The sequence below is a fragment of the Bradyrhizobium sp. B097 genome (assembly GCF_038957035.1).
Lineage (GTDB): Bacteria > Pseudomonadota > Alphaproteobacteria > Rhizobiales > Xanthobacteraceae > Bradyrhizobium.
Genome location: NZ_CP152412.1, coordinates 6,600,680 through 6,625,413 on the forward strand (window position 1 = coordinate 6,600,680; position 24,734 = coordinate 6,625,413).

Sequence of the window (24,734 nt, forward strand, 5' to 3'; positions counted from 1 at the left end):
TCGTGCTGAAAGCGAAGCTGAACCTCAACTTCGACATCAACCGCGAGCAAGTCTTCGCGGCCGGCGGATTCTGCGCGCTGCTGCTGATCTGCGCGATCGCGATTGCGGGCGCGCTGCAGGCACGCTCCGGCGCGGCGCAGCACCTCGCCGAACAGCGCGACGAATTGGCGGCGCTCGAGGCGCGTTCGCGCCCCGCTGCCAACAAGCGTGCACAGACCCAGCGCCACGCGGCGCCGACGGCAGCCTTCCTGGATGCGCCGACCAGCGGCCTCGCCACCGCGCAGCTCCAGGCGTATCTGTCCGAACTGGTGCTGAGCCAACACGCGGTGCTGGTCTCGTCCGGGATTCCCGCCGATCGCGACGACAAGAACGACGCCATCAGGCTCCAGATCTCCCTCAATGCCACGCTGGCGGCATTGCAGACGTTGCTGTACCGGCTTGAAAGCGGCGCGCCCTATGTGTTCGTCGACGCATTGCTGGTGCAGCCGGGGGGATCAACCGAGCGAACTGCCGGCGATCCGGTCTTGAAGATCACTCTGACGGTGCACGCTTTCTGGCGCCGCCGGACGGCTTGATCGATCGCAACCGTGCAAGGGGGCGAGCGAACTCAAGGATGCTATTCGGCCGCGGCTCTCAACTGGCTCCGGAAGTAATCGATCGTTCGCTCGAGGCCACGACCGAGATCAATGGTCGGCTCCCAGCCCAGCACAGCGCGCGCCAGCGAAATGTCCGGCTGCCTCTGACGAGGGTCATCGGACGGCAGCGGCGCGAACACCAGCCTGCTTCTTGATCCGGTCATTGCAATGACCTGCTCGGCCAGCTCGCGGATGGTGAACTCCCTGGGATTGCCGATGTTGATCGGCCCGGTGAAATCGCTGGGCGTGTTCATGGTCCGGATCATCGCCTCGATCAGATCGTCGACATAGCAGAAGCTGCGGGTCTGGCGGCCATCTCCGTAGATGGTGATGTCGTTGCCGCCGAGCGCCTGGACGATGAAGTTCGACACCACACGACCATCGTTGGGGTGCATGCGGGGACCGTAAGTATTGAATATCCGCACGACCTTGATCCGCAGGCCGTGCTGGCGCCAATAGTCGAAGAACAGCGTCTCGGCGCAGCGCTTGCCTTCGTCATAGCAGGAGCGCAGCCCGATCGGATTGACGTGTCCCCAGTAGGATTCGACCTGCGGATGGATTTCCGGATCGCCATAGACCTCCGAGGTCGAAGCCTGGAGGATCTTGGCCTTCACGCGCTTGGCAAGTCCGAGCATGTTGATGGCGCCGTGGACGCTGGTCTTGGTCGTCTGCACCGGGTCGAACTGGTAATGGATCGGCGAAGCGGGACACGCCAGATTGTAGATCTGGTCGACTTCGACATAGAGCGGGAACGTCACGTCGTGGCGCATGACCTCGAAGCGGGGACCGCCGATCAGATGCGCGATGTTGGCCCTGCTGCCGGTGAAGTAGTTGTCGACGCAGAGCACATCGTGGCCCTGCCCGACCAGCCGCTCGCACAAATGCGAACCTAGAAATCCGGCTCCGCCGGTCACCAGCACCTTTGCCACGTCACTCTCTCTTCATGTCGGAGCTTGAAGCCGGTTGCCAGACCCACGCACGTCGAGCCGCGGGAACATAGCCCGCGACATGCGAGCAATCGCCGCTCTGCGAGCCGAACACCGTCCACTGCGTGATCTTCCAGACTTCGTTGCGGCGAAGCGACGCGCCGGCAAGGACACAGCTATTCCAGGGAGCGACCACGAATTGGATATCGTAACAGCCCGGCTCGATCCGCGAGACCGTGTGAAATCGCGAAGGCGGCAACGCCTCGGTAAACTGATCCGACCCCCATTGCCCTGCCCCACATGGCGAAATGTAGAGGTGCTGCAGCGGCGTGTTCGAGGCGTTGACGATGGTGAATTCAGCCGCGTCCGCAGCAGACGAGAGCATCGCCGCCATCGCCGTCACAACGAGCCGTTGATAAGATGAGCGATGCATGTGAGGCGAACGCACTGCGGACATTCATTGCGGCTGCCGCGTGGCAGGCGCTGAAGGATAGCTTCGCGCCATTGCAGTTTTATGGCGTTTCCCGTTGTAATTGTCTCGTCCGCAATGCGATGCGTGAATGGCTGCGCAGCGTTGCACGTTGGTTGCGAGCCATTCGTCAGCGCTTGCATTTCGCTTCGCGCGAGATGAGTCGATGCGACGTCGCGCAAGTGAGCGAGGCTGGTGAACTGCGACGATTCACGTTGCCCTAACCTGCAGAAATTTTTCGCGCGTGGATCGGATTTCAGTTCAACATCCAGCGATCGCAAATTTGAGAACCGCGTGGTGATGGCACGGATGGTCCGCACACGTCCGCGGTGTCGACCTAGCCGCGACCGACCTCCACACCGCACATGATCGCCGTCGCATCGCCGGGCGACCAAGTCGGTGCATTTCGTGCAGGGCCAATCAGGCCAGATTTGAACATCGCTCAATCCCGAGCCAGAGCGCGACTCGGCGCTGTCAGTCCATGGAAATGAACGCGGCGCAGAGTTTCCAGATTGAAGGTCGGCCCAAGCCCGGTCCCGGAGGGGAAAATTTCTATATTTAAATCAATGGCTTGTTTGCTGGCTGGGGCGGGAGGGATCGAACCTCCGAATGGCGGAATCAAAATCCGCGAGGATCTTGAACGATATCAACGCACGTTCTGAATTTCATGCCGTTTTCGGCTCCAGTCGTATCAATAGGTTAGAGTGCGATTCAGAATATTATAGGAGGGAAGATGTCCGAGTTCGACGACAAACCGAAATGGTACTGGGCAGCCGGCGGCACCAAGCCTCGTGCGAACGGCGAAACCGAGATCACCGATGCCGGCGATCGATTTGTGGTGGCGTCGGGACAGCGCGAACTCTGGAACCGGCTGCGAGCCGAGGTCTCCACGACGAGGCAATGCGCCTGGAACGGTTTTGGCCCTAAGTCCGGGAAGTCGGCGATTAATGATGTCTCGAGACGGCGGGCCGATCCTTTTCCTCCTCTCGAAAGGAACGCAAATCTCAAGTGTGTATTAGTGTGTAAGAAAATTGTTGACTCGATGCCCCAGTGTGTATAAATACACCACATGAAGACGTCGTGGGACTTCATCAAGGCCTTGAAGGATGATGGTTGGTTCCAGGTCGATCAGGATGGCAGCCACGTCCAGTTCAAGCACGCGACCAAGAAAGGCCGCGTGACCGTCCCCCATCCAAAGAAGGACATACCGATCGGAACGCTCAAGAGCATCGAAAAGCAGTCCGGTCTGAAATTTACCTGAGCTTGGCAAGCTCAACCGTCGAGTTGGAGAACTCACGAACCGCTGGAGAGCGAAAATGCGCCACTACATTGCTCTGATCCATAAGGACGCCGACAGCGACTATGGTGTTTCGTTTCCCGATCTGCCCGGCGTGATCACCGCGGGCTCAGATCTCGACGAAGCGCGCGCGATGGGAGCGGAGGCCTTGGCCCTCCATCTAAAGGGCATGGCCGCAGACGGCGAGGCTGTCCCCGAGCCCTCCTCTCTCGAGGAGATCATGGCAAACGCTGAAAACAGGGACGGCGTTGCCGTTCTAATTCCAGCACCGGCGGAAGAAGTGAAGAGCGTTCGCGTCAACGTCACGCTTCCAGCCGACGTTCTGAGTGAGATTGACCACTACGCTGAACAGCACGGATTTACGCGTTCTGGCTTTCTCGCTCAGGCGGCAAAGAAGGCAATCGCCGCGTAGCCAATCAACGGGGCACGCGGCCGCTGGCCTAAGATGGATGGACCTCTTCCTCCGCACCACCGTCATATTGGGCTGCCCATGACCGATACCGCCGAGACCGCGCGTCTGATGAAGGTAGCTGAGGCAATCGTCCGCGAACTGGACCGCCAGGGCGTTGCAGATGCCGTGGCCGAGCTAGGCTTCGACGTAATGGAGATGGCGCGAGTGGTGATCCGCGCGGCGGACGGCGACGTCATCCCATTTCGAAAGCCGCAGATCTAACGTTGCGACCCGGGCTATTTGCTATCTAATCTCTCCACCAGATTGCAGATGTCAATGGAGTAGGTTTATGAATAGAGCCCTGAGAGAGGCACTGGAATATTACCAGAAGCAGATCGCGCTCGCTGAAGACAGAATTCAGCTTTTCAAAAACAACATTATGTCCGCGCAGGATCTGGGCTCTCCCGTCCGTGATACAACCGCTGAAGCTATCGAAATTGAACGCCGTCTGATCGACAATTACCGAGCTGGTGTAAGAGTAATTGAGGAATTTTTCGCGCGAGAGGAGGCGACAACTCGCTCCACCGATGGCGGTTCCAAGGCTTGAATTATTCCTCCGCCCCACCGTCATAGCCGGCGACAAGCTCGAGAACGCTGCCGGGTTGACCAATTGCTGGGTACGATCAGCAGCGCCAGCGATAAATCCTAGTGGCTTCTCTCCGCGCGCGATCGGCGTGATCATGGGGAATCCCGGGCGATGAGATAGCTGACGATCGCGAGCTCGGAGATGTCGAACGCCTGCTCCCTGACCGTCAGTTTGAACCCATCGATGACCGAAGCGTAGCGGACGAAATCGAGCGTCACTCGATCCGAGGCAAGCGCTCCGCTCTTCACGGTGGCGGTTCCGGATAGTCGCCCAGAAGCATCCGCAGCCTGTTCGGTTGCATTCGTCATCTTCGCATCAGTCTGATCGTGTGCTTCAGCTACCCGGAAACCGCCTCGAGCTTCAGTCCGTTGGTGCGCGGTCCAAACACACCGATCGTCACAACAACGATCGCCATGGCTCCCGCGATCAGCGCGAATACGCCGGTCACACCGTAATCGCGGAGGCAAAACGCGATCAGGAAACCCGAAAACATCGCACTGACGCGGCTAACTGAATAGACGGCACCAATGGCGCGGCTGCGCATGCGCGTGGGGAAGAGCTCCGCTTGATAGGCGCGATAGGAAAATGTGAGACAGTTGCTGGCCAAGGCCATGGCAACGCCCAGGGGCACGATGAGAGCGGCTTCCTCTTGCCTGGAGAAGATTATTCCAATGATCGCGATCGCTGAGGCAGATCCCACTACGATCCACTTGCGTTCGATTCGCTCGGCGAAGGACATCGACAGCAACGGACCGATGGGGTTGGCAATCGCGATGACGAAGGAATAGAGCAGACTGTGCGTAACGTTAATGCCCTTGGCAATGAGGAGCGTCGGAACCCAACTTGCAAACCCGTAGTAACCGATCGACTGAAAGAAGTTGAACACCATCATCATGATGGTTCGCCCCCGATATCGGGATTGCCACAGCTCGGCAAATCTCGCGTTCTGCTCTTGGGCCACGGGAGGGTAAGGCTGCGGCTCGGGTAAAGGCGCGCCGGTCCGCGCCACGATTTTGTACTCAAGCCGGGAAACGATCGCATCCGCCTCGGCGAGGCAGCCCCTCTGCGCCAGCCATCGCGGACTTTCCGGCAAGCCGAGCCGGATGAACCAGACGGCCGTTGCGCCCAGGCACCCGATCCAGATCACCCAGCGCCATCCGTCAAAGCCAAGGGGAGCCGTCGGCACGAAATACCAAGCGACCAGCGCGACGGTCGGGACCGCGGAGAACTGTATCGCCTGGAGGAAGGCAAACGACTTTCCGCGCGAATTCGCCGGCACGAGCTCGGTGGTATAGGAGTCGATCGTCACGATCTCCGCGCCTGCACCAATGCCGGTTAGAAACCGAAAGAAGATGATCCACTCCGCGCTGTGTTGACAGGCCAACAAGGCGGCTGCGGCCGTATACCAGAGCAGCGCGCCAGTGAAGACGACCCGCCGCCCGAAGCGATCGGCCAATTGGCCGAACACGAGCGTTCCGACGAACAGGCCGGCAAACATGGCAGCCACGAAAGCCCCCAGTCCGGCGAAGCCGAAGAAATTCACGGTCGAGGTCGTGAAAGTTCCGCTTCTGACGAGCCCCGGTCCGATGTAGGCGGTGAAGAAGACGTCGTAGATCTCGAACCAGGCGCCAAGGGCGACCATCAAGACGAGATTCCAGATCGGCCAGCTCATCGGAAGACGGTCAAGGCGCGCATTGATCATGGCCGCAGCCGATGCGTTATCGGTATCCACCGCTCCCGCTGCGCTGCCATCCGCGAGTGCGACGGTCGTTCGTGTCGCCGGCCCATGCATGGCTTGATTTCCCCTCTACTTCGATTTGTTTTTCTTGTTCGGCACGCACCACCTACGGCGTGGCGGCGATGACCCGTTCGCGTGCCAGCCTCTCGACCTCGCGCCGGTCGAAGCCGGCGCCGACCAAAATCTCGTCTGTGTGCTCGCCCAGACGCGGCGGTTGGCGGGTCAGCCCCGGCCGCTCGCGTTCCGCGCCGAATTCGACGGGCATGGCGGGAAGCCGCGTTATCTCGATTGCGCCTTCGACGGTGCGGATCGCAATGTCAATCAAGCCACCATGACTGGCGAGATGCGGATCGTTGAACAGGTCCGTCGGCTTGCCAACCGCCGCCCATGAGACGGCCGCGCGTTCGCAACGTTCGGCAATCACCGCCTTCGAAAACGGGGCAAGCGCTTCCTGCACGGCAGGGATGAGCCAGCTTCGATGGCTCGCCCGCATGACATTGGTGGCGAGATCCGGATTGCCGCCGAGGGCGGCGAGCGCAAATTCTTCGGTGAACCGGATCCATTGCTTGTCGCTGGTGACGCCAATGAATACCTGATCGTCGCTCGTGTTGAAGACGTCGTAGATCGCCCAGGCATGCCGGCGCTCCGGCATAGGCGTTGGCGGGTATCCACTCGCGACCGCGCCCGCCATGTGTGTGACCATGAAGAACGCCGCGCTCTCGAACAACGCGCTGCTGATCCGCTGGCCTCGCCCGGTCGCGTCGCGCTCGCGAAGCGCTGCGAGTGCGGCCGTGACGCCGAAGATTGCGCCTGTGATATCGTTGACAGAAGCGCCCGCGCGCAATGGCCGCCCTGCGGGGCCTGTCATATAGGCAAGCCCCGCCTGAAACTGCACGACTTCATCGAGCGCGGGCCTATGCTCGTAGGGACCTGCGAGGAAGCCTTTGAGTGCCAGATAGATCAAACGTGGATTTATCGCTTCCAGATCAGCATAGCCGCACCCCAGCCGCTCCATCGTGCCGGGCGCGTAGTTCTCGAGGACGATATCGACGTCCTTCACCAGCCGATGGACAGTCGCGCGTCCCTCGGGATGCTTCAGGTTAATCGCGATACTGCGCTTGTTGCGATTGAAGCTGGCGAAAAAACCTGCGCCGAAGCCAGGCAAGCGGCGCGTGTGGTCGCCGTCGGGCGCGGGCTCGACCTTGATCACGTCTGCCCCGAGATCGGCCAGTATCAAGCCGGCGCAGGGTCCCATGATCGTGTGGCTGAACTCGAGGACCTTCAGTCCCGTCAGTGGTTTAGTGGACACCTGACGCCTTCCTCCGAAATGAATTGAGGCTTCCGGCGTGGAGAAGCTCGCTCGGCAGCTGGTGGCCGACTACCTCTTCCGCCATCCGCCCGACTTCGATCAGCGCATCGAGGTCGACGCCCGTGCTGATCCCCATCTCCTCGCACAGCAGCACGAGCTCTTCCGTGCAGATGTTGCCGGCAGCGCCCTTGTGTGCGGCGAATGGACAACCGCCCAGTCCGCCGACAGTCGAGTCGAATTTCGTCACTCCCATGCGCAGGCCCGCCATCGCGTTGGCGATCGCGAGCCCGCGGGTGTCGTGCAGATGCAACGTGATCCGCTGATGCGGCCACTTGCTTCGCACCTCCCCGAGCAGCCTTTCGACGCGCAGCGGCGTCGCCCAGCCCATCGTGTCCGACAGGGAAATGTTGTCGATTGCCACACCGCATTCGTCCGCAATGTCGAAGCCGTCGCGAAGGGTGGAGATGACCTGCACCGGCGTGATATCGCCCTGGAAATTGCAGCCGAACGCCGCCATGACCCCGATCCGCCGAACCAAAACGTTTTTCGACAGATGGAGGCGCGTCTGCTTGCGCATCGCTTCCAGGTTTTCCGCGTGGCTGCGATGCAGGTTCTTGCGGGTGAACGCATCGGACGCCGACAGCGCAACGGAGCCGGAAAGCGTCAGCTTGTCCGAATGCGCGAGGGCCCGATCGAGTCCCTTTTCGTTGAACCAGAGCCCGACATAGTGGACACCGGCCGTCGGCCGAAAGCCAGCGACAACGTCATCCGCATCTGCCCATCCGGGCACGAGGCGAGGATTGACGAAGGAACAAACCTGGATGTGGCGAAGCCCGGTTTGCGCCAAAGCCTCGATGAGGCGAATCTTGTCCGCGGAGGCAATCGGTCCTGGTTCGATCTGAAAGCCTTCGCGCGGCCCCTCCTCCTGGATTTCCACTTCGTTTGGCAGGTCTGCCATCCATCCTCACTCGGCGGAGCTGCGACCGTGGCCGCGACTGTCCCTCGATTTCTGCCTGAGCACAGGATGGCGGCGGTGGCGCCATTTCGTCCAATACTGATTTGACGGCATTAGCCATATGATTTCTAAATATCAGGATGGAAATCCGACAGCTTCGCTATTTCATCGCAGTCGCCGAGGAGCTGAATTTCAGCAGGGCTGCACGCCGTCTCAACCTCAGCCAGCCTCCCCTCAGCCTCCAGATCAAGGCCCTCGAGCATGAGGTGGGCGCGCCGCTCTTTCTGCGTCAACGCCGGGGGGTCGAGTTGACCCAAGCCGGACAGATCCTGCTTGAACAGGCGCGCAAGGCGCTTGCGCAGCTCGATCAAGCGATGGGAACGGCGCAGTGGGCTGCACGCGGAGAAGCGGGCCTGCTGCGCATCGGCTACACGGGGTCAACCCCCATCCATGCGTCGTTCTCCAATATCCTGCGCCGCTTTTCGCAAGCCTACCCGGAGATACGTCTCGAGCTGCTTCACGCCTCCACCAGCCAACAGGCCGAGATGCTGATCGACCGTCGGCTCGATCTCGGATTCCTGCGACCGTCCCCGATATTTCCGCCCCCCAAGAACATGATCATTCGTCGGATCTGGCCCGACCCGCTGGAGCTGTTTGCGCCGAACGATCATCCCTTGCTGTGTAAGCGCGGGGCCATTGCCGTACGGGCGCTGGAGCCGCTGCCGTTCATCTTCTTTGCGAATGCCAGCCGCCGCGGCCTGAATGGTCACGTCGTACACCTTTGTAGCAGCGCAGGATTCACGCCCAACGTGGTCCAGGAGGCAGAAGACGGCGGCGCCATTCTGGGCCTCGTGGCCGCGGGTTTTGGGGTTGCCGTGCTGCCGAAATGCTACGGTCAAATCGTCGTACGCGACGTCGTGCAGCGCCCGCTGAGCTCGGCGAAAGCAAAAAGCCATATTTGTCTTGCCTACAACCAGGACCGCACGTCCGATCAACTGGTGCGATTTGTGGCACTCGGATCAGGTTCGGCCACAGCGGAGTAACGGCATCCAAATATCAGATAGACCGTATCTGGAGGTTAGGCTTGTTCCACTGACGGCCCCACGTTTCCCTGATCCAGACCCCAACGCGGCGGGGTGGTCGCCAACGCATCAATCTACGGAAGCGGCAGTAAAGGTAGGCATTCAATTCCTTGCAGTCCCGCGACACTTCGCTCTTTGCTCCTGTTATCTCCGCCCTTACGCGTCGTGCAATTCTCAAAGCGTGGGTCCAACGTAATTGCCTCTCATCAGGGACACTTCAGCGACATTGTCACGGTCGCGGCCGGGCCGCACGCCCAACGGCGGGACTGTCGAACACCCCTATTTCCATCTGCATTACGATTTCGGGCTCAAGCCCAGCGTTGTCGCTCCTCAGTGATCGAAGGCGGAGACTTGCTCCGACCCAGCGCTCGATCGGGCTTTCTTGAGTTCTCCGATCGATCCAATCCGAGGAGTGGTTCCGTACTCGAGTAGGACGACCGCGCCTACGACGTCGAGCGCGCGATTGATCTCTTGCTCCGCCGACAATGACGACCATGACGCGACCGTGCGGCCAGATAACGCCTCGCGCTATACAACCATAAACATTTCAGCTCTAATGAGGTAGAGCGCAAGGGGTCTACCGCGCCTTGGGCTCACCGCGGCCCTAGCACCTGAGCTAGGGCCGCATCCCACAGGTGCGGTGGGCCCACCGTATTCGCCCGGGATAGAAGTTTTCCCTGCGTCGCAGCATATTCGCAGGGTTCATGAAATTCGTATTTGCATCTTGCCCGGCCATCTTGATTGGTGGTCGGGCTTTTGGCTCGGCCTGCAACTTCGAGCGCGAGCCCCGGTCGAGAGCACCGGATCGACGCTTCTCCATGGCGATCAACGCGGCGAAAAACTCTGCAAAGAAAAGGTCAGGTACAATGATCAGATTGTTCAGCGCATTTGCACTTGTCATCACGGCGATGGCGTGGGTGGCGCGCGCCGAGGGTCCAGCGTCAAGTCGGATTGATGCCATCACGAAGTCAGCCCGGGATATGATGCCCGCCGTGCCGACAATGCCATCTGTGTCGTTGCCATCTCCATCGATGCCTGACCTCTCCTTGCCAGACTTTTCCGATGTTACCGGCAGGATGATGTCCGAATTTAATACTTTCACCCAGCAGGTCGGCGATGCCCTTCCGATCCTCGAACAGATGGGCTATGAGGTCACGGTGTTCAAAGTGACTTGGGGCCTTCCGCCGAAAGCTAGGCTTCGATTGAGGTCGAGCGGCAACTCCGACATTGCGAAGATAACCGCTATCGCGACCAAAGCAACGAGCAGCGGTGTTTTGGTGTCGGCGCTCATTACTAGTGCAGCAACGGCGAAGCGTATCCAAAGCACGATGAAGATGGGAACGGCGTATCTGGACGTAGACTTTGCCGTCCCACCTCGGGTCAATATGAAGTTTCTCAGCCTCAAGGCGAGCGAGAAAGATGAAATGTCGCGCGACAATGACGAATTGGAGATTAGCTGCAAGTGAATTTCGACGGCATCGTCGTCGCTTGCATTGCGTTTGTCATGGTATCCGTCGCATGCAATTGAGGCGCTCATCTTGGTAAATGTTGTCGAGCCGTTGAGATCAGCTACCGCTCCCTCGATGGCGACCTGCCATTTTGGATAGCTTGACTTTGTGGCGCGGCAGGCCACACTACTCTGCTTCGGGTCGAACCAGTGTTACTCGACTTGGAGCATCACCGTGCCCCCCTTAGAGCAATTGGACGATTTTTGGCGCGAGGCTCTGCAATCGAACGCTTATGATCAAACGAAATACGCTGACCTCCTCAAAAATCCGCAAGCGCAAGTCGCCCATCTCCCGCAAGCGGAGCAGGACAAGCCTTTTATGCCGCTTGTTATGCGTAATGCAGAGTACATCGCCATCGGGAAGCAGGACAAAGACGCGCTCAGGGTCAGACTAGGAGTGCCTGTTTCCTCTCCATCTCCCGTCAACACTGCTCGGTCAACTCAAGTCGCCGCTGAGACGGCAGTTCGCGCGACCATCTGGCAAGGCATTGCAGCGCTTTTCCGGGCCTTTCGATAACTGCTCCCGCTTCCGGCGATGCGGCCGGTCTCACTTCTGAGCGCCGGCGCGGAACGATTGTGCGGGTCCCATCGACGACAGAGCAATCTGTCTGCCCGACCTCAATGCCGACGCGACATCCGAAATACTCCGTTGGGTCTCGGGCGCGTCGATCCCCAGAGGCGGATACGGGTACCGTGAATTTCGAGGGTGTCGCCGTCGATGACGCTGGCCCTGTCCAATCAGGCCGGCGGAAAAGCTGCGCTCGTCGACATGTAAACCGTTGCGGTAACAAGATGCGATCGTATCCAACTGATTGACATGTTCTCGCGTCGGTTGTAGCTGGCTATTTTCGAGTTCCAGCTACGTTCGGGGCAACATGGATTCTCTGGATAATTGGCGTGAGCGCGCCATGCAGGTTGGTTCTCGCCTGCGGGACACCGGTCGTGTGGTCTCCGAACGCGTCGTCAACTCGGTGGCAAACGGATTGAATGCGACGACTTCTGTTGCCGGCGAGGCGTATACGGCGGCACTTGATTGGAAAAACAATAACGAATTCAGTAATTGGTTGAGCGATCATCTGAGCAATCAATACGCGACCGCGGCTAGCAAAGCTATGGACGCAGAATATCTCCGTACTCACGTCGGCGGCGGCTGGCATCGGCTCTACGATGGCGGCCATAGTCTTGCCGGTAGTTGGAAGGCCGTTAGCTCGGCGTTACCCGACCTTGGTGCGCTGGAGCAACTGGGCACATGGGCGAATGAATACTGGAAAGACCTGATCACCACGCGCGGCATGCCGATCGTGATCCTGGACCAGGCTGATCAAGTCAGCGAATACTTCAAGCACTTGGACTGTGTGAACGTAGCCCAGCTTATAGGTGCGGACATTTGCGGCGTGTCGATCTACTGCAACTGGCATGACCCGGCGAAACTGGTGGCGTCGGCTACAGCGACTGAATGCAGCGGTCTTGTCTACGCCAACATGGTGGCCCCGCTGGTTAGTTTGATCGCCCTCGGTCGAGCCTATTTCCTGATCAGGAGCTCGGAGCAAGATGATCTCCAAGATTTAATTGCACCGGCATTGAAAGGTCTGACGCGCAGCGGCACTACTGTTCTGCTCGTGACCGTTATACCCGGCGGCTTCCTGCTGCATCTTAGCAGCGGCATCGTAATCAGCCTGGCCCATGGCTACGTCTGGGACAAGGGTACCGAGAACAAGGAGGCGATCTTGACCATGATGAAAGGCTGCCTCGGCAATTTGAAGAATGGGTTGCCCAAGCTTCAAGGCCTGCCGCTTCTGTCTCAAAGCGGTGGAGTGGGCTAGAACTGGTTTCGAAGCCGACCCACCGAGGGGCGCGGCGTTTCCTTGCGAACCTCACGGAGCCGGTTGATCAGCGGGAACGCTTCCGCAATTTTGGCAGCCGGTCTGGCTTAAATGGTGGGATCGGCGCAGTCGACTTAGGCGTCGGCGGTCGGCGGCGGCTATCCCGTCAATTTCGACAGAGCCGCTGTAGGACATAATGCTATCTTGCCCTCAGATTTTTCCGTCGAAGACATAAGCGATGCCGGTGCCTTCGCCCAGCGGGGCTAACGCTACCTACGACAACACACTGGATGAAGACCGCAGTGGGTCAAGAGCGCCGACTGAGGCCATTTCCGCAAAAGTCCGGTCGGCCCCACAGCGGGCCAACGGCGCTTCCCGAAGCTTGGTCGCTAGGGGCCGATAGCGGATGTCCTATCGTTTGAAGGATTGCTCATGCAGTATGCATCGCACGACCGCGATGCGCCGCGAGCATAATCAAGCAAAGGATGATCCGGTGCGCGGCCACCTATCGGCTTCTCTTAGGCTTTGCCTTTGGCTTGTTCTTTCGCCTAAGCCAAATCGCCAAGCTATCGTAATCCGGATAGATAAAGAATTTGTTGAATCCCGCCCGTTCAAGAAAATTCAACCGTCCTTGATGCATCGTGCTTTCAAGATGATCTTCGAGACGAATTTGGGTTCCTGGACTTCAAGTGCCGCCCTTTCGTTACCGTGTATCGTGAACCAGCCTCGCTGAGCTCGCACACGCTCACTGAGTTGGATCGGATAAACCGCCACAGGACCATCCCACGCCCAGCGCTTCTTTCTTCATCCAAGAGTTCGCCAAAGTCCCACTCGTTGTCACCATGTACCCCAAGGTAACGCGGAGAAATCACCTCATCTATGTTCTTAGTTCTTCTGTTCAACGCATAAGGATTCAAAACCCATATCGCTGGTGGGCGCATCGGCCATTTCTCGCCGTTGACCTCGGCGTCGATAATCTCCCCGAGAGCAAAATAGACCGCCACCCCAAGGGTGTCGGTCCAGTCGAGCAGTCGCGTGGGCACGCCGTGATGACGACCGTAAAAGAGATAATCCCAGTCACTCAGATTCCGGATTTTGAGGTCGGGCGATTTTGCCTGGAATTCAAAAGACAGATCTCGCTCAATGGTATCGTGACGACTTTCGCTGAGCCCGTCAGGGTATCGCATAAGCGTCGGCGTCAGTCCAAAATTGGAATCTGTTACACCTCGAAACTAGACTATCTCGTCTTTTTCTAACGTTAGTTTTTCCACTAAGTCGGTTAAGCTGTCCCAATCGTTGGCTTCATGCGCTCGCTTGTTTGACCGCGCCATGTTCTCTCCCGCCCCGTCTAACGCATCATACATGAAGATGATCGGCGCGGAACTATGCTATCGCGCCCTACAGGGACGGAAGCGAGGGGCGAAAGAGCTGACGCTTCGGGTCAAGAGCGCCGACTGAGGCTATCGCCGCAAAGGTCCGGTCTGCCCCGTAGAAAGATCGGCGCCCACGTACCCATGCTCGTCCGTGCGGCCGTTCCTTCACGGACGCGAGGACGGCCGGGACTGCGTCTGCCTCTCGTACGTTAGATGACTTGCTCTACGATGAGCGGGTGAGGACCATGATCGGTCGAGTTTCCAAGTGCCACCCGCTGGAACGCTACGATTAGCTTGTCGAACTGCATCTTTTCGCTGGAACGGTCGGAACAACGCAAACGCGTGAGAAGCCGTGCGAGCTCCTGCTTGAACAGCAGAGCCTTGATCAATTGCGAGCTGGGTCGCCGACGCAGCGTCCAGAAATAGGACGGCATGAACTTGGTTAAGGTTCCGCTTCGCTGGCATCGCTTGTCTGCCAATGAGTGCCGGGTTGCGCGATCACGCCTTCGCCGCTTGGCGTGATGCAACCGTTGTTGCCCCGTACAATGGCTTGGACCGACCCGACGACTTCACCCGTGCCAACTTTGTCCGTTCGGCATCAACCGTGTGGAGCCGCCGGGCTTGTGAAACGATCGCCAAACGGTCTGCAATTGGATGACCCGTCGCACCGTTTTGGCTGGGTGTGCAAGTCAGGTTTTCGTCAGATCCGGCGTGTATGTCCCTCAGCCAGAGCGCGATCACTTCCGTGACCGCTCGCCTGGCAGACAAAACACAGGAGAAAGACATGGCTGTAATCCGCGGCACGAACTCCAACGATCACTTGGTTGGGACGCCCGATAGAGACTTTATCCAGGGTCTGGGCGGGAATGACCTGATTTCCGGCGGTACGGGCGACGATGAACTGGAAGGCAATCAGGGAGCCGACACGATCTCTGGTGGTGCGGGCGATGATTTTCTGCACGGTAATCAGGGCAACGATACTCTGTTCGGCAATCACGGCAACGACAACTTCATGTTCACGAGCGGGAACGGCAACGATTTGGTGATGGACTTCACGGTGGGGGATAAACTGCACATCGAGGACGGGATCAATCACACTGGTATTCATACGCTTGCCGATCTTACCAGTCACATCGTGGCGGCTGGCCCCAATAGCACGGTCGTCCACCTCGGAGAGGGCAATTCAATTACGCTCTCAAATGTGAATGCTGGCGACGTTCTGCATCACCCGGACAACTATTTCTCAATCATGCATATCACCGATCAGCCCACCTGATCCTCTCGGTTGTACTTGTCGGCCGAGCATGGCGCACGGGCACGGTGATCGCTATTGCACACCATTCTGCCGGTGGCGAACCGCCGTCGCCCTCGGCCAGACGATTGAACATTTCCCAATGGGCAGAGAGACATGGCGATGCGGGTTCATCGCCATGAAGCGCAGAGTAGCATACAGCCAGTAGACCATACACCCCGGCCCCGGTAACGTTCCGGCACCGTGAATGCAGTGGCGCCGGAACCAACCGATATCTCGTGTCCATGCGAATGGTTTGGCCGACGTTGCACACGCTGGGGGGCAGCAGGTTCGCCCGGCGAAGCCGCTCGGGGCACCCTAAGGAGTAGTGCTCCAACCTGAACCTCTCGATCATATCGGCCGCCTTTGCATTTGCGCACAAGGCCCGACACGCTGTCGGAATGATGCCGGTTCCGCCAACGCAGCCCGCTGCCGAAGCTGGACGCGCCGCCATCGCGGGCCTACGGAGACGCCGCAGGCGCGCTGCGCATGCGCAGCTGCGGTGAAGATCGCGCGGTGATCTTGCTTCAGGATATTCAGCCAACGTCTGATGTAGGACGCATGATCCGACCGCACCTCAGGGATCAACTGCAGGTCGGCGCAGAAGAAAGCGGTGCCAAGCTCCGCGATCAGCTCTTCCATGGCATAGCCTTTGTCGCCAAACCGTTTGCGACCGAAAACTCTGGTCGAGACGCGTTTGTTGTGAAGTCCAGTGAACGGTTTCGTGCGCCCGCGTCGCGTAATAGCCAACGGCATCGTCGAAGTCCGCCAGCGGCGGCAGCTGAATAAAGTCCGGCTTCGCTGGACCCTGGCCGGCGCCTCAAACGAAGCGTCTCCGCGCGGGCAAAGGCCTGGAAAGAGGATTCTTGCGGCCGAACGATCCACATCTGGGAATGCTTGCAAACGGAAAGCCAGGAGAGGAAGACTGTTGACGTTTGCGCGTTGAGATCGGGCAAATCCGGCGCGAGTAGCCGGACGTGTGTATCGTGGTCACGACGCGGCGACAGGCGCTCGACGTTTCAATATCGGGGCCACGCGTCGAGATTGAACCGCTGTCCGAAAATCAGTAGCTGGCAATCGCCAATGCGCTTTATGGCCCAGCCGGCAAGAAGCGCGCCGCTTTGAGCACGCGACGCAATTTGCCCGACGGGCCCCGCCCAACCTCGCCAACAGCAGATCAATTTCGGCAGTACAGCCAGACATACGCTACGGGAGCGGCCGGGCGAGCGATCATCTTGCCGAGACAGGCAATTCCCTGTGGCCTGCGCCACGTGCACATTCTGTCAGAACACAAGCGTGTTTCATGTCCGAAACCCGCCTCCGACTGTCTTGGAAAGCCACATTGCACCAAAAAAGCCCGAGCGTGCCCCTTCTACATTGCTGGCCCAAATCCTGCACCGTCTCCCTGCGCCAGGAAGTTTGGCGGCGGCAACAAGATGGGAGTCGCGTTTGAGCCTCGATCTGTCAACCGACAACAAAATTGCCGGTCCAATGCCGGCGCCGATGGTCGCCTGTTCTGACCCGGCTACGAAAACGGAAGAGGCTCCTGCCCGCCAGGTTCTCGCGCGTCGTCGTTCACATCACCGGAAAGCTGGCTTCGGAACCGGGCCGGCGTATCATTACTTGCACGCAGCCCCCCTTCGAAGGCGGAAGATGTTCCAGGGATTGCGGGACAGACAAACATGTCCACGTCGATCCGGGCAATCCTCGCACGAGGCTGCACGCCAGCGCCGAGGTCGCGGAACGGCTTGCTGGCGTACCGCTACACGCATTGATCCGCAATGCCGTCATTTCGCCATAGACGCGGGATCGTACCCGGCAGAGGTTGCTGACGGTGTCAATCGAAGGCTGGATAAGGCTGTTGCGCCTCAATCTACTCGCCCCGATTCTGCTCACGCAAGACCTCTTTCGCAAGTTGAAGGCAGCGTCGGTATCGATCGTCGACATGACTTATTTGGTGCCTCGCGCGTGCACCCGCGTGCAGCACCGCCAATGTCGCCCAAGTCAGAGCTGACGGTTGCTTGCTCACTCTGAAGCGAGGCGTCAATACATGATCGATGAACTGGATCTGCGAACCTTCAGGCCACATCCGCAACGCGGCGCCGTGCTTGGTGAAGTGCACGCACGCCCCTTCACGCGCCTTGTTTCGCCATTCAGCGTGATCCACTTTGCTTTTCTCGCGCAGGGCGAGGCAGCCGCAAGCGATCGCTGCCGCTTTATCGATTTCTGCCTAGAGCACAATCTTCCACCGCCTGACCAATCGACGAAACATCATCAGGTTGTGATCGGGCCTGCTATGCTACGCTGGGAGCAGCATTCGGAATTTACAACATTCACCTGGATCTGGACTAACGCGAATGGTGGTGCCGCTCACCAATTCGACAAAGTTGATGATACCGTCCGATCGCTGATCCGTGCGTTGCAGCAGACGGGACAATTGCTGGTCGCGATCAAGTTAGAAGTTGAGCAGGTCGCCTCGCCGACCGGGCGCGCCGAACAGATTTTTGACAAGGACAGTCTGGCCATGGTTGTAACAAGGGGCGGTGCAGGCATTGCCGCCTCAGACTTCCGCGTGGACAAAAACGGCTTCACGAAAATTCTCGTCTGCGACCTCGGGTTGACGTCGCACGAACTCGGAGCGCTGGTGCAACGGCTCCTTGAAATCGAGACTTACCGCCCGTTGGCGCTGCTTGGCCTGTCGGCGGCCCTTGAGCTTGCACCGTCTGTTGATCGCATTGACCGCCGACTAGTTGACGCGCTCGAAAAAATGCAAAGTGGTGCGGGGCTGCAATTCAACAACCATCTGCTTGCCGAACTGACGGCGTTGGCCGCCTCCTTCGAAAGACGCGCGACCGGTAGCCTGTTTCGCTTCGGCGCCAGCAGGGCCTATAACGAACTGGTCCAATCACGACTGTCTATCATTGAAGGCAATGATGTCTCGGGCTATCCGACCTGGTCGTCGTTTCTGGCGCGCCGCATGGCTCCGGCGATGCGAACCTGCGCGACCGTGGAGGATCGTCAGGCGGCGCTGTCGGTCAAGCTCGCGCGTGCCGCCGATCTGCTGCGAACCCGCGTCGACGTTGAAATCGAACAACAGAATCGTGACCTGTTGCACGCTATCAACGAGCGCGCGAGGCAGCAACTTCGACTGCAGTGCACCGTCGAAGGACTGTCGGTCGGGGCGATAGGATATTACGTGGTCAGCCTGTTTAGCTATCTTGCCAAGGGCGCGCACGATGTCGGACTGCGAGTAGAGCCCTCGTTCCTAACCGCGGTCTTCGTGCCGATCGCGGTCGGCGTGATCTGGCTAGTGAGTTACAATATCCGAAAGCGTCACCTCAAGCACGACGGTGCGTCCTCGGTGGCTGGCGACTAAAGCTCCTTGAGAGAATCGGTGCATCCACCCTACGAAGCTTGCTCGGTCGTGGTGCGCTGCCGCAACAGCCCCAACTGGTTAGCCCGTAATTCATGCTTTGATTGATCGGGATAGGGGGACGTCTCGCGACGCCACCCTCCCACACCATTTGGGATACGAAACCGTACTGCGACGGTTCGACTGGGTCGAGCTGGCCCAGAGACCAGCATTCGGAGAGACCGCGAACGTCAAAGAAGTGGTTGTACAGGGCGTGGCGAAGTCGAGGGCTGCCGTACGGACGCGCTGGCCTAGCGTGCCAAGCATAACTACCTGCAGACGGACTTTGTCTAGTCTGCTCCCATTTCGAGCTCAACGTAAGCCGGGAACGTAGATTGCAGCCACCTGGATTCTCGAAGGGATGCTTTCACCAAAGCGACCTGGAGTCCTCTCTCTCGCTCTGGAATTTCCGTCGAGATTCGGGGAGATGGCGGCGTCGCTGGTTGCGCTTACCACGATTTCTGTCCGACGATGCACTGTTGCCCCGCTCGCTTTCAGGCTTACCGATTAAGTTGGCATCCAAAGCATTCGCTAGAATCTCCCGGACGCACTCTCATGAGATCTCGGTCCAGGCACAACCCTCGAAAAGATGCCATCATAAAGATCCCTCTAGGCGAGGCTGTCTTTGAGTTCTTATCGATGTCCCTGTAGACGAAATCAACGCCATCGAACCACATTCGTATCAGGTCGTTGACAGTCCCAGTACGGTCGCGACTGAAATAGCATCGTCGAAAGCGTTTCCCGGCGATTCACGTTGTCGAGAGCTGGCCATGCGAACGCTCGAAAATGCCGTTTGAAGAACCGTTTTAGCTCGGTTCGTCTCAACGGTTTCTCCCGTTAAGTCGTTGAGGGTCACGGTGGGCGCACCAGGGCTCGGACCTGGGACCCGCTGATCAAGGGCGCCGAGGTATGAGCTTTTAGTTCGCTGCCAGCGACGCCCCCATCGCATCCCTTTTGTACGATCTGCTATCTTCCAACACGATCTCTCTGCTCTCTCGGTTTCAGGCGCCGGCGGCAATCTGCAAGAAGTATCGGCACCACACGACCCGAAGCCGAATTCGGCAGCTCATGTTGCGACGGGTTACATGCCACGTTGTAGCTTGGCAGCTGTTTACAAATGAGAGCAGCGCTCCAGGTGGTTCGCTATGTCCACCAACGCCTACATTAAACCAAAAGAGCCACCGCTTTGCTGGCCGACATTTTTCGTTGCCGACCATCAGGCCGGACGAAGTGTACGATCAGGAGGCAGTAGTTTTGGTGATGTGGACCGATTCCAGATGAAAGCGTTCCCCAGTCACCAAGCTTCTGCGTGGTCGAGCGCTCCGCGCCCCCGCGAGTTAGCCGCTCTGATAGCGCGCGGCCATCTCTTCACTCTTGGGCAGACGGCAAACGCGAGTTCGTACCGGCCGGGAAGAAACACTCCCAACTGAAAAGCCCGTCCTGAACGCTGGTATCGAATGTGATTGGTTTGCCGAGTGGCGCATTACGGATCGAATGCGCTACCCGCTGATCAAGAGACACGTGAGGCGCTCGGGCCCTTGGCAACTGATGCTCTTAAAGAGCTGCCAATGATTTCAACTCGCCTCACACAAGCGCGTCCAAAGCGCCGCCTGTGAACTGATAGCTCTTTGCTCCAACGCCTAGTCCGACCAGTCCTGCGCGCGCTGCACCTTCACCGCGCCAGAAGTTCATTGGTATAGAATGACGAGAGCGGCTTCGGCCCACCAACGTCCTCAGCGGCCTTAACGAGATGAACGGCATTGGAAATCGTGCTTTCATCAACCCAGCCGGTGGGCTTTCCTGCGCTGGCGGGAATCGATCGTGAGGTCGCTTCGACCTGCTCGCGGACAATCGAGTCGGACGGTCCGGCTCGCCAGACCGTCTTGAGCGCGGCGGTGGCTGCGTCCGGGTCCTTCCTTGTCATCTCGATCGCCTTGTCCGTCGCGGCAAAGAAACGCCGAAGCACGACGGCATTCTTCTCCACGGAATCGCCCCTTGCGACGACCGCAAGGCCAGGAACGGTCAGGCCAAATTCCGGCAGATCGAGCACGGCAAGGTTGCCGCCCGTCTTTTCCTTGAGCAGTGGCAGGTCGCTCGTACGATAGACGCCAACAACGTCGACCCTCCTCTGCATGAACTCGGAAATTCGCACCTGGCTGTCCATATTAATCTTCTTTATCTTGCCGCAGTCGATCCTGTTCCGGGTGCAAAACTCGTTGAGATATGCGGTGGATGTTTCACCGACCGAGCTCGCGATCGACTTGTCCTCAAGATCGGCAGGCTTCAAGACCGGGTTTTCCTGATGCGATATGAACACCACGGGAGCTGCTGGCTGATACAAGGCCACGATCTTCACTGGCATTCCCTTCTGAATGGCGGTGAGCGCGAATATGCCGGGAACTACAGCCAGATCCTCCTGTCCCTGCACAACGGCAGCAAGTGCCGCCTGTGCCCCCGCGCCCTCGCCGAGGTGCAAGTCAATATTCGCATCCTTGTAGAGACCGTTCTTCTGCCCAAGATAAAAGAACGCATACTCCCCCTTCAGCTTCCAGCTGAAGCGGAGACTCAAGGTCTCCGCGGATGCGTCTTGAGACAATAGAACGACGGCGCTCCCCGTGCTCAGCACCGCCATACAAAATAGACTTCTGATATACGACACCTCTCTCCTCCGTTGCGGACTGGTCATCTTCTGCTCTGCTCTTCGCGCGAAATCTGCACGCAAAGCCGCGGGCCTCCTTCACGCCGAAACTGGCTCGTTGGTGCCGCACGTTGTCGAAGCCGACGAAGTTCAGCATCTTCAGAAATTGCCCACGGCGCCGTGGCGTTCGACCACGGCGCCCACCGCTTTGCGTCGACTAGAATTTCACTGAGATGCCCGCGCTGGCTGACTTTTCTGTACAGCTGTTGGTGCTGGCGCCCGTTGCCGCAACGGTGCAGGTGCCGGGAGTGGCGTCGCTGTCGAGGCCATACTTGTTGTGCCAGTATCGATAGGCAACCCACAGGTCAACAAAGTGACTGTATTTCGGGCCGATAAAGGCCTTCCCGGCGTCGAACGTCAAGCGGATGGGTTCGCTGTTCAGTTCGATTTTGCTGGCGGTGCTCAAACGGCCGGGGCCGGACAGCGCAGGAAGAGTGTTGATATCACCCTTCGGTCCGGTCAAAGAGACGCGGCCGCTAATAGCGAAGTACCTTATGCTTTCAGGGAGGAAGCCAAGATCCATGTAGTAATTCGTCTCGATCCTCCAGGTGGCCGGAAACACCCGGTTTCCGTCAGCAAGGCAAGTCACTCCTGGAACGCCCGGACTAAAGAGGCCACACTGAAGAAACGACTTGTGGCTTGCTAGGCCCTTGACGACCAAGGGCGCCACATTGATGTAGCCCTTGTACGGAAGATCGAAGGCGAACTGCAAACCGGCGACGAGGTTATTCGTCGAAGGTGCATAATAGCTGTTTCCCGTGCCGATATCGGCGCCGACCTCAAACGAAATATTTCGCAGCGGCCCCATCTTGAAAGCGTTTGTGTTGAATATTTCATTCCAGCCGAACGTGCTGCGCTCTAGTCCGTAGAACTCGGTCACGCCCGCACAGGTTCCTTGTGGCCCAAAGGGCAGCGTACCGGCGGGCGAGCAAGGTGACGCAGGATCGTTATGCCCGGATTTCAACATATCGATGTTGAAGAGGTTCGTGCCGTAAGCCCACACATCGAAATGGGTGAACGAATAGACCTGCTTCGCTGTCGTTCCGTTGATGGTCCCATTTGGCTGGGTGCTGAAAGCACCGGGGTCCGTTGCCGTAAATTGGTAGGAGTAGGTCAGCCTGTTATCGTTTACCAGGAAAAACGGAACATCCGGAGCCGGACCTGCCTTGACCGGCACCGCAGGCAAATCGGCCGCGTTGGCGAGGCCGGTTGACGCAACAGTGAGAAGTGCGGCGACTGACAGCACGGCTTTTGCGATTGTCCTATTGCGGTAGAGCATATTAAAGTCCCCCAAGTTGATGATCACCAATACGCATCGAAAAGAGAGCGCCCGGACCGGACGCACGACACCCATCCCGTTCCCCGCTGGGATACAGGCTCAAATGACTCCGTGTTTAGGAAGCCGAGAGCGCTCGAGCTATTCAGTGAGCGACGAGAACGCCTCTGGCTTCGAATATGTCGCGGATCTGTCGGACATACCCATGAAACTCCTTGTTCTCGTGGATTGCGCTCCACTGGCGCGGACGCGGCATATCGATCTTGAGGTCGAGATCGATTCTTCCGGGACGCGGAGACATCACGAGAACGCGATCTGCGAGAAAGACGGCTTCATCGATGCCGTGGGTGATGAACACCACTGTGTTCTGCACCCTCAACCACATCGCTTGCATATCCATGATCATCTGCTCGCGGGTCAGGGCATCAAGAGCTCCGAACGGCTCATCCATCAGCAGCAAGCCAGGCTCCTGGATCAGCGCACGGCAGATCGCCACGCGCTGACGCATGCCACCCGAGAGTTCTGATGGATACTTGTTGCCGAAGCCTTCGAGACCGACTTGCGCGAGCAGCTCCTCAGCACGCACACGGTATTTGGCAAGATCGAGCTTCTTGATCTCAATCGGCAGCAAGACGTTGTCGAGGACAGTGCGCCAGTAGAGCAGAAGATCGGATTGGAAGACCACGCCGATCTTGGGATGCGGCTTCCTGATCACCTCTCCGTCGATCGAGATGTCGCCCGTCGAGGCAGATGTAAGGCCTGCGAGCAGCGAAAGGAGCGTGCTCTTTCCGCATCCGCTCGGGCCCACCACCGCAACGAAGGTACCAGGCTCGAACCTGAGGTCTACCTTCTCGATGGCGACGACTTCGTCATCCTCGCGCGTCTCGTAGATTTTCGAAAGCCGGGAGATCTCGACCGCGGCGCCGGTGGACCGGATAGGGACATTCATTGCGCTGCCTCGCTGTAGCCTGTGGGGTTGTTGCCGGGCTCCGATTCATTTGCCGGCGTCGCGCTTATACGAGAAGCGGGACTCGACCACGTCGATGATGAAGTAAAGGATCACGCCCAGCGCCGAGATCGTCACCACGGTGGCGAAGTTCAGCGTGGTATCGAACTGCGAATTTGCCTGGAGTTGCAGGTATCCGAGGCCTCGCTCGGCGGCAACATACTCGCCGATGACCGCACCGATGACGGCCAGTGAGATGGCCACCTTGAAGCCGCCGAAGATATTTGGAAGCGCGGCCGGCAGGCGCAGCTTGAAGAAGGTCTGCCATTCATTCGCTCCCATGGAGCGGACGAGGTTAACGAGACTCTTGTCCAGAGATTGCAGGCCGACGACCGTCGAGATCACGATTGGGAAGAACGAGATCAAGAATGCAAGTACGATCTTCGGCGCCCATCCGTAGCCGAGATACAACACCAGGATCGGCGCCAGCGATATCTTGGGAACGGTCTGGAGTCCGACGAGGATCGGATAGATGGCTCGCTCGAAGGCCTTGGAATAGAAGATGGACAGGGCCAGCGGGATACCCATCAGGACGCCGATGGCGAAACCGAAGACCACCTCCAACAGCGTCACATAGGTATGGGCCGTGAGCAACGATGTGTCCCTGACGATGCGCTTGGCGATAGCCAGCGGCGTCGGCAGGACAAACTCCGAAAGTCCGGAGAGCGGCACGAAAACTTGCCAGGCTCCGATGAGCACAGCGCCGACGAGAAGCGCCGAATAGCGATCCAGCCAGCCGCTCCAGGTTCGTTTTTTGCCTCTCATGCTCCGGCCCCGCGTTCGCTGCGCCTCACCGACATTCGCAATATCCGTACTCGCCACCGTAGCCTCACCACATTAGAAGATTACAGTTGTTATTGAGCAGAATTGCTGCCGTCGGCTTTCGAACTCCGACGGCGG

At 58.7% G+C, this 24,734-nt stretch carries 23 protein-coding genes and 1 pseudogene; 13 read left to right on the forward strand and 11 right to left on the reverse strand.

Annotated elements, in window-relative coordinates:
• The first annotated feature begins 2 nt into the window (after positions 1–2).
• Positions 3–575 carry a type II secretion system protein GspM gene (gene gspM / locus AAFG07_RS30520; protein ID WP_342723460.1) on the forward strand — a complete coding sequence of 191 codons (573 nt, stop codon included), beginning with the start codon at positions 3–5 and terminating at the stop codon, positions 573–575.
• A gap of 41 nt (positions 576–616) precedes the next feature.
• On the opposite strand, the gene AAFG07_RS30525 is transcribed toward gspM, so the two are convergent.
• Positions 617–1,564: a UDP-glucuronic acid decarboxylase family protein gene (locus AAFG07_RS30525; RefSeq protein ID WP_342723461.1), complete on the reverse strand. Its 948-nt coding sequence runs from the start codon at positions 1,562–1,564 to the stop codon at positions 617–619.
• Between the two features lies 1 nt (position 1,565).
• Entirely contained in the window at positions 1,566–1,946 is a 381-nt protein-coding gene (locus AAFG07_RS30530) for a hypothetical protein (protein WP_342723462.1), read from the reverse strand.
• Between the two features lie 35 nt (positions 1,947–1,981).
• Between AAFG07_RS30530 and AAFG07_RS30535 the strand changes: the two genes are divergently transcribed.
• From AAFG07_RS30535 to AAFG07_RS30560, 6 genes are all read left to right on the forward strand, one after another.
• Positions 1,982–2,254, forward strand: a complete 273-nt coding sequence (locus tag AAFG07_RS30535) for a hypothetical protein (RefSeq protein WP_342723463.1) — start codon at positions 1,982–1,984, stop codon at positions 2,252–2,254.
• 509 nt (positions 2,255–2,763) lie between these two features.
• Positions 2,764–3,090: a hypothetical protein gene (locus tag AAFG07_RS30540; RefSeq protein ID WP_342723464.1), complete on the forward strand. Its 327-nt coding sequence runs from the start codon at positions 2,764–2,766 to the stop codon at positions 3,088–3,090.
• A gap of 9 nt (positions 3,091–3,099) precedes the next feature.
• The gene (locus AAFG07_RS30545; RefSeq protein ID WP_342723465.1) at positions 3,100–3,291 is read left to right on the forward strand and encodes a type II toxin-antitoxin system HicA family toxin; all 192 of its coding nucleotides are present in this window, start codon (positions 3,100–3,102) and stop codon (positions 3,289–3,291) included.
• 55 nt (positions 3,292–3,346) lie between these two features.
• Entirely contained in the window at positions 3,347–3,739 is a 393-nt protein-coding gene (locus AAFG07_RS30550; protein WP_342723466.1) for a type II toxin-antitoxin system HicB family antitoxin, read from the forward strand.
• Positions 3,740–3,817: 78 nt separating this feature from the next.
• Positions 3,818–4,000 carry a hypothetical protein gene (locus tag AAFG07_RS30555; RefSeq protein ID WP_342723467.1) on the forward strand — a complete coding sequence of 61 codons (183 nt, stop codon included), beginning with the start codon at positions 3,818–3,820 and terminating at the stop codon, positions 3,998–4,000.
• Between the two features lie 67 nt (positions 4,001–4,067).
• Complete coding sequence (locus AAFG07_RS30560; RefSeq protein ID WP_342723468.1) at positions 4,068–4,325, forward strand: hypothetical protein; 258 nt, start codon at positions 4,068–4,070, stop codon at positions 4,323–4,325.
• Between the two features lie 131 nt (positions 4,326–4,456).
• Here the strand turns inward: AAFG07_RS30560 and AAFG07_RS30565 are convergent, their stop codons facing one another.
• From AAFG07_RS30565 to AAFG07_RS30580, 4 genes are read right to left on the reverse strand one after another with little or no spacing between them, the layout of a single operon-like run.
• Positions 4,457–4,672 (reverse strand): hypothetical protein, encoded by a 216-nt coding sequence (locus AAFG07_RS30565; protein ID WP_342723469.1) that lies wholly within the window; start codon positions 4,670–4,672, stop codon positions 4,457–4,459.
• 29 nt (positions 4,673–4,701) lie between these two features.
• The gene (locus tag AAFG07_RS30570; protein WP_342723470.1) at positions 4,702–6,156 is read right to left on the reverse strand and encodes an MFS transporter; all 1,455 of its coding nucleotides are present in this window, start codon (positions 6,154–6,156) and stop codon (positions 4,702–4,704) included.
• 52 nt (positions 6,157–6,208) lie between these two features.
• The gene (locus tag AAFG07_RS30575) at positions 6,209–7,411 is read right to left on the reverse strand and encodes a CaiB/BaiF CoA-transferase family protein (RefSeq protein WP_342723471.1); all 1,203 of its coding nucleotides are present in this window, start codon (positions 7,409–7,411) and stop codon (positions 6,209–6,211) included.
• Positions 7,401–8,369, reverse strand: coding sequence for a hydroxymethylglutaryl-CoA lyase (locus tag AAFG07_RS30580; protein WP_342723472.1), 969 nt, complete (start codon positions 8,367–8,369; stop codon positions 7,401–7,403). Before AAFG07_RS30580 ends, AAFG07_RS30575 begins: the two co-directional genes overlap by 11 nt.
• A 137-nt stretch (positions 8,370–8,506) precedes the next feature.
• Here AAFG07_RS30580 and AAFG07_RS30585 point away from each other — a divergent pair, with 137 nt between their 5' ends.
• The 5 genes from AAFG07_RS30585 (at position 8,507) to AAFG07_RS30605 (ending at position 15,427) form a co-directional block, all read left to right on the forward strand.
• Positions 8,507–9,409, forward strand: a complete 903-nt coding sequence (locus tag AAFG07_RS30585) for a LysR substrate-binding domain-containing protein (RefSeq protein ID WP_342723473.1) — start codon at positions 8,507–8,509, stop codon at positions 9,407–9,409.
• A 743-nt stretch (positions 9,410–10,152) separates the two neighbouring features.
• Positions 10,153–10,914: a hypothetical protein gene (locus AAFG07_RS30590; RefSeq protein ID WP_342723474.1), complete on the forward strand. Its 762-nt coding sequence runs from the start codon at positions 10,153–10,155 to the stop codon at positions 10,912–10,914.
• A gap of 216 nt (positions 10,915–11,130) precedes the next feature.
• Positions 11,131–11,472 carry a hypothetical protein gene (locus AAFG07_RS30595; RefSeq protein ID WP_342723475.1) on the forward strand — a complete coding sequence of 114 codons (342 nt, stop codon included), beginning with the start codon at positions 11,131–11,133 and terminating at the stop codon, positions 11,470–11,472.
• A gap of 358 nt (positions 11,473–11,830) precedes the next feature.
• A complete protein-coding gene (locus AAFG07_RS30600; protein WP_342723476.1) occupies positions 11,831–12,778 on the forward strand; it encodes a hypothetical protein in 948 nt (315 codons plus the stop codon).
• A gap of 2,157 nt (positions 12,779–14,935) precedes the next feature.
• Positions 14,936–15,427: a hemolysin-type calcium-binding protein gene (locus tag AAFG07_RS30605; RefSeq protein WP_342723477.1), complete on the forward strand. Its 492-nt coding sequence runs from the start codon at positions 14,936–14,938 to the stop codon at positions 15,425–15,427.
• 366 nt (positions 15,428–15,793) lie between these two features.
• Here the strand turns inward: AAFG07_RS30605 and AAFG07_RS30610 are convergent.
• A pseudogene (locus AAFG07_RS30610) lies at positions 15,794–16,235 on the reverse strand (zincin-like metallopeptidase domain-containing protein); the annotation flags it as partial.
• A gap of 1,257 nt (positions 16,236–17,492) precedes the next feature.
• Here AAFG07_RS30610 and AAFG07_RS30615 point away from each other — a divergent pair.
• Positions 17,493–18,818 (forward strand): DUF3422 domain-containing protein, encoded by a 1,326-nt coding sequence (locus tag AAFG07_RS30615; RefSeq protein ID WP_342723478.1) that lies wholly within the window; start codon positions 17,493–17,495, stop codon positions 18,816–18,818.
• A 1,708-nt stretch (positions 18,819–20,526) separates the two neighbouring features.
• Here the strand turns inward: AAFG07_RS30615 and AAFG07_RS30620 are convergent.
• From AAFG07_RS30620 to AAFG07_RS30635, 4 genes are all read right to left on the reverse strand, one after another.
• Positions 20,527–21,486 carry an ABC transporter substrate-binding protein gene (locus AAFG07_RS30620; RefSeq protein ID WP_342723479.1) on the reverse strand — a complete coding sequence of 320 codons (960 nt, stop codon included), beginning with the start codon at positions 21,484–21,486 and terminating at the stop codon, positions 20,527–20,529.
• Positions 21,487–21,709: 223 nt separating this feature from the next.
• On the reverse strand, positions 21,710–22,831 hold the full coding sequence (locus AAFG07_RS30625; RefSeq protein ID WP_342729285.1) for a hypothetical protein: 1,122 nt from the start codon (positions 22,829–22,831) through the stop codon (positions 21,710–21,712).
• Between the two features lie 142 nt (positions 22,832–22,973).
• Positions 22,974–23,777, reverse strand: a complete 804-nt coding sequence (locus AAFG07_RS30630; RefSeq protein ID WP_342723480.1) for an ABC transporter ATP-binding protein — start codon at positions 23,775–23,777, stop codon at positions 22,974–22,976.
• Positions 23,778–23,822: 45 nt separating this feature from the next.
• Positions 23,823–24,599 carry an ABC transporter permease gene (locus AAFG07_RS30635; protein ID WP_342723481.1) on the reverse strand — a complete coding sequence of 259 codons (777 nt, stop codon included), beginning with the start codon at positions 24,597–24,599 and terminating at the stop codon, positions 23,823–23,825.
• Positions 24,600–24,734 lie beyond the last annotated feature (135 nt).